Consider the following 13,719-nt stretch of genomic DNA (forward strand, 5'->3'; position numbering starts at 1 on the left):
AACAGATTAAATGAAAAAAGTTGATTTTAACCATATTCATTGTGGGCTAAAAGGCATATGAGCTACTTTCGAGTGGATGAACCGAGGCATCAGTTTACTACTGTATGGTAAGGTTTAGCTATTTTTTGAACTCTTCCTAATTTAATTATAGCATTTAAAAAATGATTAATATAGACTTTTTATTCTCATTTACTACTGCTAAAATCAATAGAACATTAATGGTTAGGAGAGATGTAGAATGAGTTCTTTGGTTCTCGGTTTTCAGGAGATAGAAAAAACACAGCTTTTGCTCGTTGGCGGAAAAGGGTTAAATTTAGGGGAATTATTAAAAATTCAAGCAATACAAGTACCAGAAGGATTTTGTATTACAACAGTAGGATATAAAAAAGCCATCGAACAAAACGAAACGTTTCAAGCTTTGTTGGATCAACTAACAATGCTAAAAATAGAGAATCGAGATCAAATTGGTGAAATCAGTAGGAAGATTAGACAAATCATTATGGAAGTAGAAATTCCTTCCGATGTTGTGAAAGCAGTTGTTCACTATCTCTCCCAGTTTGGCGAAGAACATGCTTATGCAGTACGTTCTAGTGCGACTGCTGAAGATTTACCACATGCCTCTTTTGCTGGTCAACAAGACACCTATTTAAATATCATTGGAAAAGAAGCAATCTTGCAGCATATCAGCAAATGTTGGGCTTCCCTATTTACGGATCGTGCGGTAATCTACCGAATGCAAAACGGATTTGACCACAGCCAAGTTTATTTATCTGTTATCGTTCAAAGGATGATTTTTCCGCAAGCTTCCGGAATACTATTTACTGCTGATCCGATTACTTCCAATCGAAAGCTGCTATCCATCGATGCTAGCTTTGGACTAGGAGAAGCACTTGTCTCCGGCTTAGTATCTGCCGATTGTTATAAAGTACAGGAAGAGGAAATCGTCGATAAGATGATAGCAACCAAAAAATTGGCTATCTATGCACTAAAAGAAGGCGGAACAGAGACACAGCAGATCGATCCTGATCAGCAAAAGACTCAAACACTTACTGAACAACAAATATTACAACTAGCACGCATAGGAAGACAGATCGAAGCTTATTTTGGTTACCCACAAGATATCGAATGGTGTTTGGTTGATGATACATTTTATATTGTCCAGAGTCGTCCAATCACTACTTTATACCCCATCCCTAAAGCAAATGATCAAGAAAATCACGTCTATGTATCTGTCGGTCACCAGCAAATGATGACCGACCCCATGAAACCATTGGGATTGTCTTTATTCCAGTTAACATCTTTTGGACCCAGGTTTAAAGCCGGTGGAAGGTTATTTGTTGATGTCACACATAATCTGGCTTCGCCTGTCAGCAGAAAAACGATAATAGATACCTTGGGACAATCCGATCCGCTCATAAAAGATGCACTTATGACCATAATTGAGCGAGGAAATTTTATAAAATCGTTCCCAAATGATAAAAAAGAACAGAGTTCAAGTAAAAGCAATAAAGGTATATCGTCTGCGGGTTTTCAAGCACAAATCGAAAACGATCCGACAATCGTTACTGATTTGATCAAGAGTAGTCAAGCATCGATAGAAGAGTTAAAACAAAACATCCAAACGAAATCAGGATCGGATTTATTTGATTTTATTCTAGAAGATATCCAAAAATTAAAGAAGATTTTATTTGACCCACAAAGTTTGGGTGTGATTATGGCTGCTATGGATGCTTCAACATGGATCAATGAAAAAATGAACAAGTGGTTAGGTGAAAAGAACGTAGCTGACACGCTTTCTCTATCTGTACCAAACAATATTACTTCAGAAATGGGTCTAGCATTATTGGATGTCGCAGATGTGATTCGTCCTTATCCAGAAGTAATTGATTATTTACAACATGTAAAAGATGATAACTTTTTGGATGAACTGGTTCAGTTTGAAGGTGGACAAAAAATCCGAGACGCTATCTATGCTTATCTCAGCAAATACGGAATGCGATGTACCGGAGAAATCGATATTACTAAAACCCGTTGGAGCGAAAAACCAATTACACTTGTCTCCATGATTCTTAGTAATATCAAAAACTTTGAGCCTAATGTTAGCAATCGGAAATTTGAGCAAGGGCGACAGGAAGCTTTGAAAAAAGAACAAGAGTTATTAGATCGATTGAAGCAATTACCGGATGGTGAACAAAAAGCCAAAGAAACAAAACGAATGATCGACCTAATCCGGAATTTCATCGGTTATCGGGAGTATCCAAAATACAGCATGATTAATCGCTACTTCGTTTATAAGCAGGCTTTACTGAAAGAAGTCGAACAACTCGTACAAGCCAACGTTATTCATGAAAAAGAAGATATATACTATCTCAATTTTGAAGAACTTCGCGAAGTCGTACGCACAAATAAACTGGATTACCAGGTCATCAGCAAACGAAAAGACGAGTACAAATTATATAAAAAACTAACTCCCCCACGTGTTATCACGTCTGATGGTGAAATCATTGTAGGTAAATACAAACGAGAACATCTCCCAGCTGAAGCTATTGTAGGTCTACCGGTTTCTTCCGGAGTTATAGAGGGCAGAGCACGCGTCATCTTAAAAATGGAAGATGCAAATCTAGAAGATGGAGATATCTTAGTCACAGCCTTTACTGACCCTAGCTGGACACCATTGTTTGTATCCATAAAAGGTCTCGTCACCGAAGTTGGTGGACTGATGACCCATGGAGCAGTTATCGCACGTGAATATGGCTTACCAGCAGTTGTAGGGGTGGAAAATGCTACCAAAATGATAAGAGACGGGCAACGAATTCGCGTGCATGGAACAGAAGGGTATATCGAAATATTGTAATTGTTGAATACATTACAGTAAGAAAGATGTTATATTGAAATTCTTATCTTTTGTTATAGAATAATCATTTTTATGTTTTAAGTTTTTTTATTCAACTAACGGGCGCGATTGTGAAGCAATATAGATAGGAAATGATCAAACTTTTTTATAAAAGAATGATAGAATTGCATATATTAAAAGCGTGTTTTGATCAAAATTTTTTCAAAACACGCTTATTCTTTTGGTTCGTTTATCAAGGTTATTAGTATCAATTTGATCAAACTTTATTTTAAAGCAACAATATAATTAAACTATTTTTTAAAGCAATATGAAAACCCCTCTCGTATATAAAACGGGAGGGGACCATTATATTGAGTTTGTATGTACAAAGCATTAGTTTACTTTCTTTATAAATCCTTTGTAATGACGTTTTACAAGCTGACTTTCTAATGTCTTCATTGTTTCTAGTGCTACCCCTACAATGATAAGTAAACTTGTACCACCAATTTGAGCAGAAGGTGGTAAAGTAGCAACCTTCGTGAATACAAGTGGTAAAATTGAGATAGCGCCTAGGAAGATGGCACCAATAAATGTTAAACGATATAAAATCTTTGTTACATATTGTTCTGTTGATTTACCTGGACGAATGCCTGGAACATATCCATTTTGCTTTTTCAAGTTCTCCGCCATTTGCTCAGGATTTACTTGAATAAATGCATAGAAGTATGTGAAAGCAATAATGAGACCAACATAAAGTGTCATGCCAAATGGGTGTGCAAAATCTAGATTTGTACTTAACCATTTGGAAACATTAGAGTCCGGGAAAAGCTGTGCGATTGTCCGCGGTGTCATGAGAAATGCAGAAGCAAAGATTACTGGAATTACACCAGCACTATTTACCTTAAGAGGTAAATGAGTATTTTTTGCTCCTTGATATTGATTATTCCCTGAAACAGCTTTTGCATATTGAATAGGTATTTTTCGAATTGCCTGTTGAATATAGATAACACCGACAACGATTGCTAAAATAACTAATCCAATCAATACGATTTTGACAATATGCATAAAGAGTTGATCTCCGGCATTTTGGAATTGCTGTAAATAAATCTGATTTACTACATTGGGAATTGCCGCAACAAGTCCTGCAAAGATAAGCATTGAAATTCCGTTACCTACGCCGTTTGCAGTAATTTGCTCACCTAACCAAAGTAAAAATGCAGTACCAGCAGTTAGCACTGTAGCGATAAATAAATATGTAGTCCAGCCTGGATTAGAAATTAACTGTCCACCTGCTATATTGTTAAAGCCAATAGACATTCCGATGGCTTGAATGAATGCGAGAATGATTGTAAAGTATCGGGTAAATTGAGCTGATTTTTTGCGGCCCATTTCACCCTGCTTTGCCCACTCTGTAAATTTTGGTACAACATCCATCTGTAACAGCTGTACAATGATGGAAGCTGTAATGTATGGCGTGATACCTACAGCAAAGATTGAGAAGTTTTGCAAAGCTCCTCCGCCAAATACATTAAGCATACCTAAAACATTGGCTTGATCTTGTACTTTTAATACCTCTGCGTTAGTATGAGGAACTGGTATAAACGTGCCAATTCGAAAAACAATTAACATCGCAAGTGTAAAAAGGATCTTCCTTCTTATCTCAGCTACTCTCATAAAGTTTGAAATCGTACGAAACATCATGTCGCCTCCTGTATTTTTTATCAGCGTTCTTAATGAAAGAAAACTGATTTTTATATCCTGATGAACAACCAACAATCCTCCTTCCGTGTAGAATTCATTCGACAAATGGATTTTCATACATTTTGTAGTGTTGTTATGGATATAAAAAATACAGATCTTTTTATAAGCGAAAGATTAAATTTCGTAATCATTCAATAACCATAATATAACTAAAAAATAAATAAATGTACATAGATAAGGCCGAAAAGAGTGAAAAATACAATCATAGAGAACTTATACATTATTATCTGTGCAGATTAATCATTGCTTATACGAACTAACAGGAATTGATGAATATATTTTAAAAGATTTACCTTGGTTTATCAGAATGCATCGATTAGTGACCTTTGCGAAAGTGATACAAACAGTTGATATTGTAGAATCATCGAAAACTTTACAAAACAGTTAGGAGAGACATATATTTTAATGAAAAGTAAAAAACCTAAGAATAATGGTATAAAAAATACCGTTATTCCTTTGTATTTGTCCAATTTATATACATGATTTTATACATTGTTGTTATAGCGGGGATTCTAAAGATCTTTGCGATTTTTTTGTTCTCTTTTTTTGTATGAAATCTTGTATAGGATAGTGAAATACCACTTCTTTGAAATATAGACTATGAAACAAGCAATTCTTGTATTTAAACATAGAATATAATGAGTTCAATATAGACTATGAAACAAGTAATTCTTGTATTTAAACATAGAATATAATGAATTCAATATTTCTAGAAGGAGGTGTTTTTAAGTGTCTCATCGTCATGAAAAATGCGTATGTGAACAGTTAGTAACTTTACCATTAGGTACAGAAGTAGATATTTTTTTAAGTGGAAATACAATCGAAGACGTTATTTTTGTTAATTTCAATATGGAAAATTTTTGTGCAACTTTTGTAGATAATGTAACAGAACCAGGAACTGTGATTGTTTTAGATTGTAGAGATATTTTAGCACTTCGTATTGAATAATTAGATAGAAAAAAGAGCTTTGAAAAAAGCTCTTTTTTCTTTTTATAATTAAAAAGAAAAAAATTATTTTTAGTTAATTGTGATTATACTGATACAATGATGCAATTTTATGGAGATGAAAATCTAGCTGCTTCAAAATGTGTCCCTTCGTTATTCAAAATAGTCATATTTCCTCCGCTAATAATTGTCCATACTTGGACTTTATCCCTTTTATTTAATTGTAGAATAGTACTTATTCTTACGGCATAAGGTCGTCCAGCTAATTCTGGCACAAAATGGTGATCTTCTTTGACGATATCAATATCATTTACACGTATTAACATTGTTGTAGTACGAGAAGTATCAAAAGGAAATTTAGCAAGAAATGCTGCACCTGCAGTAATAATATATACTCCCTTTCTTTGAGGAACAAAGGTTGAATCGGATATATTATATTCATTTTTTAAATCAAATTGTTTAGTTTCATACGTAATCTGTTGAAATCGTTCAATAATTACATTCTGGTTAAATGCTTTTACAGCTCTAAATGCGGATGGTCTAATTAATTGTAGTAAAGTCACTATAAGATTCCCCTCCCTTTATTATTAACTTATGAATTATATAAAAAGAGTGATTGGACAAGAATTCTGGGGGATTGAGATTTTCTTTTTCCTCTTTTTTGTATAGATCCTTAAATTGATAGATGGAAAAGGTAATGAAACTTCTCTTTGGGGTATCGTCACCTGTCCATCAACTTAAATAATGAATAACCCCGTCCACCTTGCTAATATTTTGAAATGCTCACAAAACAAAATTATTATCTATCCACAGTTATCTATGAGAATTTTGTTCATTTTTATCGTTTTGGGGGCAACCTGTTCTGTTAGATTGATGACAATGGGGTATTTCTTTTCACTAGCTTGATTGGCATGGGATACCGCCAACATTTTGAAAAAAACATGTGAAGTAAAATAGATATGAAAAATCCAATTCTAACCACATATAGGTTAGAATTGGATTTTTTGATTCAAATATCTAAGTTGTATTTTGATATCTTTGTATAGCAAACCAAAGAAGTCCAATGAATAATCAGTATGTCATGAGTCAGGAGGGATTTCCATTCATATTATTTTAAAATGTAATCCTAAGATTACGAATTAACATATTCTGCTATTGAACGATCATTGAATATCTTCATTTAACTAAACACCTCTATGTTAAATCCACCTGGGGATTTAACATAGAATGTCCAGCGATGAGCCCTTTTTGGCGGTTTCACATCAAATCCATCATTCTTCAAGTGTTGATAGATCTCGTTCACTCGTTCTTCGCTCTCCTGCGAAAATCCTATATGAAAGGACTTCGGGTAACTGACCTGAGTACCTTTCATCAAAGCGAGCAATAATCCATCTTCGTCTAACAGTACAGCGAATGAATCGCCATGCGTGCTCTTAGTTTGTAGGTTGAAATATTTCTCCAAGAACTTTCGAGCAGCGTTAACGTCAGTGACCGTTAGATTGATATGGTTTAGTTTCAAAGGTTCCACTTCCTCTCTATAGTTATAATACCTTCATCCCTATATTCACTTTTTAAAAATGCCCTCCAAAACGGGAAGTAGTTAAGAAAAAATACTCATAATCAAAACAGTATAATCCTTTAAAATCTTTGAAAGCTTTTGTTGCTTACATGTTTTATTCTATAATTGATTATTAATAAATAAAAAGACATTTTAATATATCTCTTCATATACTCGAGTATATGAATGAAGGAGTGACGAACATGGAACTGCTGCAACTGCATTATTTTCTAAAAGTCGCCAAGTTGGAGCATATGACGCAGGCTGCGCAAGAGCTTCGCATCGCGCAGCCTGCTCTCAGCAAAACCATCGCTAGGTTGGAAGAGGGTTTGGGTGTACCATTATTTGATCGCCAAGGAAGGAAGATTCGACTCAACTCATTTGGAAAAGCGTATCTAAAGAAAGTGGAAAAGGCACTCATGTTGCTTGAAGAGGGCCGAAGAGAAGTTGAAGATCTTGCGGGAATGGAAAGAGGACGTGTTTCTTTAGCAACAACAACACATAAATGCTTTTCTGATGTTATAGGTTCTTTTATTTCCTTGCACCCTGATGTCAAACTTCAAATTACTCAAGCTTCAGAGAGAGAAAAGGTGCAACAGCTCCGAAATGGAGAAATCGATTTTTGTATCACTTTCCCTCCCATTGAGCAGAAAGGAATAGAGGGATTGTCCTTTCTCACTGAAAAAATCTTACTAGCTGTTCCCCATACACATCGATTTGTTAATCGAAGCAACATAGACTTAAGAGAAGTCGCTGATGATCCTTTTATTTGTATAAAGCAAGGGAATCGATTCCGAGAAATGACGGATGAATTTTGTCAAAAAGCAGGATTTTCTCCGAATATTATATGTGAAGTTGACGAACATTCTGCAGTAGGTCATTTCATCCGTATGGGAATTGGTATTGCTTTTATGCCGGAAACCTTAATAGAAAAAATAGAGACGTCATTTCATTTAGTACATATCGATAATCCTAATTGTCAGCGTACTTACCAAATTGCATGGCTTGAAGGGCGCTATATGTCTGTGGCGGAACGTAAGCTTCAGGAGTTTTTCGTCCAGAGTTTTACTAAATTACCAAAGCAATAAACCTTTAATATCGATTCGAACTTTAGGAGTCTAAAACTATAGGAATTGGCGGTAAACATATTTGCTAGGTTCTTCAATTACGTTTCAAGATATTAAACAACTATTTTTAACACTGTTCCGATTTTTAGTACGGTATTTTTTACAGTTTAGTTACAAGAATTAAACATCAATACTTACCTAAAAGATATATGCTGTTACTTTGGATGATTTATCGCTCAAAAATTTTAGCTATAGATAGTTTGGTAGAGATGTTTCTCAAAAGAGTCAGAACTTCAAGGGATATTAAAGAATGCGTTAATAAAGGTAATTAATGATACCGATGTTGCGGGGAGAGTTGCTAAGGTTGGTGGTATGACTCTTTTAAAGCGTAGTTTTTTTCGATTTACTGGTGATACTTCCTATAGTAATATTGTGCTATGAAAACAATAATAAAATATAATGAAAACTTGAATTGAAAGAAGGAGCCAGCAATGACAATTATCGATAAATTAAATCTTAACAAATATACAAATGTGGTGGTTGTCAACCAACCAGAAGATTACGATGTCTTTACTAAACAAGCAACTACTCTTTCAAACCATCATGATGCTATTTTCGTTTTTGTAGAAACAATTGATGAGATGGTTCAGCACACGCAACTTATTCTTAATAAACAACTATTACTTGAAAAAGGCTATTTATTTTTTGCTTATCCGAAAAAAGGTAACACTCGTTATGAAACTTTTATTCACAGAGATGAAATATTTCCAGCAATGAACGTTGGAGAAGATGGATACGTAGGTAATAGTGATATCAAGTTCGCACGAATGGTAAGTATGGATGATGTCTTTACTGTCGTTGGTTTGAAACGCGAAAAAAAGAAAATTAAGAAAACATCTGCTGCTAGTCAATGTGTTGCTGATTATGTAGAGAATATTAAAGATGTAGAAGCATTATTAGCTGATCACCCAAATGAACTTCTGTTTTATCAAGGTTTAACACCAGGATATCAAAAAGATTGGGCACGTCACATATTCTCAGCGAAACAGCAACAGACACGTGAAAAGCGTGGGCAGCAAATGATTGAAATCCTTTCACAAGGATATAAGTCACTTGATTTATTCCGCAGAAAGAAGAAATAAAGAAGTTTCAGTAGTGGAACTGGAGCATGTCAAAATGACCTAACTTTTTAAAGATTGCGGTCTCCATGCCCCATTAATATTAGATATGTATGTTTAATCTTAAGATGTAAAACATATCCTTGATTTCATGTTATAAATAAGGAATCAAGGATATGTTTTTTTATGAAATTCGATTTTCGATATTAAAATACATAATGATGACACAATTAATAGTATGAAAAAGTTGAAAAAACCTCTCCTTCAAGTATACTGAATATGGTTCAGGATTTATGAGAGTTGCTTTTTTACAGCATCTAAAATGTGTAGGACCTTTATACAGTAAATAAAACTTAAAAGAATGAATAAGAAAAGGTGTTTGAAATGAAATCGTATATTGTAGTTGGAGCTGGAATTTTAGGAGCGTCTACTGCTTATCACCTTGCTAAGGCAGGAGCCCATATTACATTAGTTGACCGTCAGGATTTAGGTCAAGCAACGGATGCGGCGGCAGGAATTGTATGTCCTTGGCTTTCGCAGCGTCGTAATCAAGCTTGGTATAAAATTGCTAAAGGCGGGGCGCGATATTATGCTTCTTTAATTCAGCAATTAGAAGATGATGGCGAAACAGATACAGGTTATAACCAGGTAGGTGCTATTAGCTTACATACAGATGATAAAAAGTTAGATCAAATGGAGGAGCGAGCGTATAAGCGACGTGAGGATGCTCCGGAAATCGGTGAAGTCACTCGTCTATCGCCAGAGGAAACAAAAAGTTTATTCCCGCCATTATCTGAAGAATATGCTGCAGTACATATAAGTGGTGCTGCTCGAGTAAATGGAAGAGCGCTTCGTCAGTCTCTCGTAAATGCTGCGAAAAAGCATGGTGCTATTTTTATAAAAGGCGATGCTGTTTTAGTTCATGAAAATAATCATGTCAAAGGTGTTACTGTAAATGGTGAAACAGTAACGGCAGATCAAGTGATTGTTACAGCAGGAGCGTGGGCAAATGAATTGCTAAAACCACTTGGGGTTAACTTTCTTGTGACTTTCCAAAAAGCACAAATTGTTCATTTACATATGCCAAATATGAATACTGAAAGCTGGCCAGTTGTTATGCCGCCAAACGATCAGTATATTTTAACCTTTGAAGATGGCCGTGTAGTTGTGGGAGCAACACATGAAAATGATACTGGTCTTGATTATCGTGTTACAGCGGGTGGGTTACATGAAGTCTTTGATAAGGCATTGTCTGTGGCACCAGGGTTAGAAAATAGTACGATGCTGGAAACGAGAGTTGGTTTTAGACCATTTACACCAGGATTTCTCCCAGTCATTGGTCCGTTACCTAATTTTAAAGGTATACTAGTTGCGAATGGTCTAGGTGCTTCTGGATTAACAGCGGGTCCATACTTAGGTTCTGAACTTGCGAAACTTGCTTTAGGACAACCGATAGAATTAGATTTAAGTCATTATGATGTAGCTGGTGCAATTGAATAGTTATTAGATCTAGAAACAAAAAAGATTAGGAATAACTACCTAATCTTTTTTGTTGCTTCTTTCTACAATGTCCGTAGTAAATTTTATATGTGCAGAGGGAATTTTGAGTATGTTGGAGAAAAGCTATATGGATTGTAATTTTGAAATAGATAGTATAAAAATTATAAATCAGAATTTTAGAAGATTAAGGAGTTATCTTGGGTGAATAATGTTGAGATAAGAAGACCAATCATCGGTGATTATGAAGAGTTAAATCAATTGTTTCATACAGTCATTATGGATACGTTTGCTAGAGAAGGTTTATCGGAGTTGGCTGATGACATAGAAAATGAACTTGAAACTAAAAAGCAGTACTTGAAATGTGACTTTGATAACGATGGGAAAAATCGATATTTTTTGATAGCTGTAGATAAACGTTGTAATAAAATTATCGGCACAATTGAATTTGGTCCATCCAGTAAACTTATTAATAGTTGCACAGATGGCGCATTAAAAGACTTGTATGAACTAGGTACTTTATTTGTACTTCCGAATTATCAAAGACGCGGCATCGGAAATTTACTTTTAAATGTGGTACTCCTTACCTTATTAGGTAGAGGGATTAAAGAATTCTGTTTGGATAGCGGATATACTAACGCACAGAAAATATGGAAGAAAAAATTTGGAGAGCCTAACTTTTTGCTAAAGGATTATTGGGGTAAATCATATGATCATATGATTTGGAGAAAATGCATAAAAGATATACCTATAATATTTAGTAGATAGTAAAAGTTGTTTTTTAGCAAATCGTTTGTACAAATCTAATTAAATTGCATTTATAATCAACACGAATAGCTTTTCTTACATACTTGTGCTATTATTTACCTTTATAATAAAAGAGGACGTGAAGTAACTTGATTAAAATTGATATACCTGCAGTTGATGTTTCTATAACAGAAAGAAAACAAGTGATAAAAGGAGATGAGCCAAGAATTACTCCAATTCATGGATTCATCGATTTCCACTTGTTCCCAAGAGATAAAGGCGGCATTTTTATGTTTTATAATATTAATGACGAACTTCTCTTTGTTGGGAAAGCACGTAAAATAAGACAGCGTATTAAAAAGCATTTTGAAGACAATGTTTCACCAATTAAAGCACATCGTGATGAAGTATACCGCATTGATGTATGTATTGTAGAAGATCCAACGGAAAGAGAAATTTACGAAACATATATTATTAATGAGCTTCAAGCGAAGTATAATGTTGATAAGGTATTTTATAAATAAAATAAGAGCAATTTAAAACATGATCTTAGTACTATATTAAGGTCATGTTTTTTTTCGTTAAACAGATAGATGGTTATTGTATTTGTAAGAATATAATTAAACGACTTTATTATTCATACACAATTGATTGAAATAAAATACTAATTTTAGGAGGAATAAAATGCATGCGAATAAAGATAAACAAAAAACAGTAGCACTTATAATTGCTTCACTTATTTTTCTTGGTTTTACTTTAATGGGTTTGTATAATTTCGCAAGAACAAACCTTAGAAGTGTTAATGTCTCAATTGCAAGAACAAGCACAGCGCATTAATGGAATTCCGGAAGAATCATTTGAAAAGAAACTTTCAGAGCCATTCTTAGGATTAGGGACGGTAGGTGAGCTTTACGGTATGATGCTGTACCATGAAGCAGATCATATCGGTCAAATGAAAGCGATGAAACGTATTATAGAAGCGAAAAAGTAACAAAATAAAAAAAGCCCTACCGTTTTGAAAAAGGTTTAATCGTTTATAAAAAAGAAAAAACCGAAATCACAGATAGATTTCGGTTTTTTCTTTTTGAGCAAACAGAGAAGGTTAGTTTAAATACGAAATTAAGGAAAATGCGGTATCGTTGTAATATTACTGCATAAACAAGGAGCCGTTAGTTTCAACTGTTTTTTAATCCATTCTATAGGAGTAAGTTTTAAAGAAGGAAAACAAATTTCAGTATATTAAGAGCGTGTATGCGCTCTTTTTTTGTCTGAAAAATCCCTATACCTCGTATTCCTTTTCCTTTCTTTCATAACAGGTAAAAATAAACATATACTGGTACAAGCAAACAAGAAAGGAGATCACCATGAACTGGTTAGAAGCCTTTATATTAGGAATTATTCAGGGGTTAACGGAATTTTTACCTATAAGCAGTACCGGTCACTTGTATTTAGGAAGACATTTATTTAACTTAGATGAAGCTGGTCTTTTCTTAGACACGATGCTTCATATTGGTACATTGCTAGCAGTGTTTATTTATTATAAAAAAGAGTTTATCTATTTAATTAAAAATCCATTTTCAAAACTTACTTTCTTACTTGTTATTGGAACAATTCCAGCGGTCGTTATCGGTCTATTATTTAAAGACTTCTTTGAAGAGATTTCAAAAACAGGTGTAACAATTGGGTGGGAATTTTTAGTGACAGGTTTGTTTTTATATATGGCAGAGAAACAAAAAAATGGACGTAAGAAAATGGATGACATTACATATCAAGATGCTTTCATTATTGGTTCGTTTCAAGCGTTTGCTATTTTTCCAGCAATCTCTCGTTCTGGTATGACAATTGTCGCTGCACTTTGGAGAAAATTAGATCGTGAAACAGCGGCATATTTTTCATTCTTATTATCAACGCCTGCTATCGTTGGAGCTATCGTTTTACAATCTGTGGACGTATTCCAAGGGAAAGCTGAAACCATTTCAACTACATCGTTAATCGTTGGTACTTTATCTGCGGCATTTTTCGGATATATTGCAGTATCTTGGATGATCCAATACTTAAAACAGCATTCCCTTAAAGTTTTCGCGTATTATGTATGGGCTCTAGGTGCTTTAATTTTAACTTTACAGTTCACTGGCGTATTTTAAGGAGGAAGAAATTTTAAGAAGCACAGTCAAGCAGTAAACTTATTTTATG

11 protein-coding genes and 1 pseudogene are annotated in these 13,719 nt (G+C 34.4%); 9 read left to right on the top strand and 3 right to left on the bottom strand.

Annotation, left to right across the window (positions count from 1 at the left end):
- Positions 1-238 precede the first annotated feature (238 nt).
- Positions 239-2,854, top strand: a complete 2,616-nt coding sequence (ppsA, locus tag J4P91_RS13500) for a phosphoenolpyruvate synthase (RefSeq protein ID WP_207994548.1) — start codon at positions 239-241, stop codon at positions 2,852-2,854.
- 372 nt (positions 2,855-3,226) lie between these two features.
- Here the strand turns inward: ppsA and secY are convergent, their stop codons facing one another.
- Positions 3,227-4,531, bottom strand: coding sequence for a preprotein translocase subunit SecY (gene secY / locus J4P91_RS13505; protein ID WP_017149442.1), 1,305 nt, complete (start codon positions 4,529-4,531; stop codon positions 3,227-3,229).
- A 792-nt stretch (positions 4,532-5,323) separates the two neighbouring features.
- Between secY and J4P91_RS13510 the strand changes: the two genes are divergently transcribed.
- Positions 5,324-5,542, top strand: coding sequence for a hypothetical protein (locus tag J4P91_RS13510; RefSeq protein ID WP_017149441.1), 219 nt, complete (start codon positions 5,324-5,326; stop codon positions 5,540-5,542).
- A gap of 107 nt (positions 5,543-5,649) precedes the next feature.
- On the opposite strand, the gene J4P91_RS28895 is transcribed toward J4P91_RS13510, so the two are convergent.
- Positions 5,650-6,102, bottom strand: coding sequence for a hypothetical protein (locus tag J4P91_RS28895; RefSeq protein WP_017149440.1), 453 nt, complete (start codon positions 6,100-6,102; stop codon positions 5,650-5,652).
- Positions 6,103-6,719: 617 nt separating this feature from the next.
- On the bottom strand, positions 6,720-7,058 hold the full coding sequence (locus tag J4P91_RS13520) for a VOC family protein (RefSeq protein ID WP_207994549.1): 339 nt from the start codon (positions 7,056-7,058) through the stop codon (positions 6,720-6,722).
- 242 nt (positions 7,059-7,300) lie between these two features.
- Between J4P91_RS13520 and J4P91_RS13525 the strand changes: the two genes are divergently transcribed.
- The 7 genes and pseudogenes from J4P91_RS13525 (at position 7,301) to J4P91_RS13555 (ending at position 13,670) form a co-directional block, all read left to right on the top strand.
- Entirely contained in the window at positions 7,301-8,185 is an 885-nt protein-coding gene (locus J4P91_RS13525; RefSeq protein ID WP_207994550.1) for a LysR family transcriptional regulator, read from the top strand.
- A 470-nt stretch (positions 8,186-8,655) separates the two neighbouring features.
- Positions 8,656-9,306: a YdeI/OmpD-associated family protein gene (locus J4P91_RS13530; protein ID WP_207994551.1), complete on the top strand. Its 651-nt coding sequence runs from the start codon at positions 8,656-8,658 to the stop codon at positions 9,304-9,306.
- 360 nt (positions 9,307-9,666) lie between these two features.
- Positions 9,667-10,782, top strand: a complete 1,116-nt coding sequence (locus J4P91_RS13535) for an NAD(P)/FAD-dependent oxidoreductase (protein WP_207994552.1) — start codon at positions 9,667-9,669, stop codon at positions 10,780-10,782.
- Positions 10,783-10,983: 201 nt separating this feature from the next.
- Positions 10,984-11,547 (top strand): GNAT family N-acetyltransferase, encoded by a 564-nt coding sequence (locus J4P91_RS13540; RefSeq protein ID WP_207994553.1) that lies wholly within the window; start codon positions 10,984-10,986, stop codon positions 11,545-11,547.
- 128 nt (positions 11,548-11,675) lie between these two features.
- Entirely contained in the window at positions 11,676-12,050 is a 375-nt protein-coding gene (locus J4P91_RS13545; RefSeq protein ID WP_017149435.1) for a nucleotide excision repair endonuclease, read from the top strand.
- Between the two features lie 263 nt (positions 12,051-12,313).
- A pseudogene (locus tag J4P91_RS13550) lies at positions 12,314-12,517 on the top strand (DinB family protein); the annotation flags it as partial.
- Positions 12,518-12,890: 373 nt separating this feature from the next.
- Entirely contained in the window at positions 12,891-13,670 is a 780-nt protein-coding gene (locus J4P91_RS13555) for an undecaprenyl-diphosphate phosphatase (RefSeq protein ID WP_017149432.1), read from the top strand.
- Positions 13,671-13,719: the final 49 nt, after the last annotated feature.

Origin of the sequence: Bacillus sp. XF8 (genome assembly GCF_017498755.1) — a bacterium.
GTDB lineage: Bacteria > Bacillota > Bacilli > Bacillales > Bacillaceae_G > Bacillus_A > Bacillus_A bingmayongensis.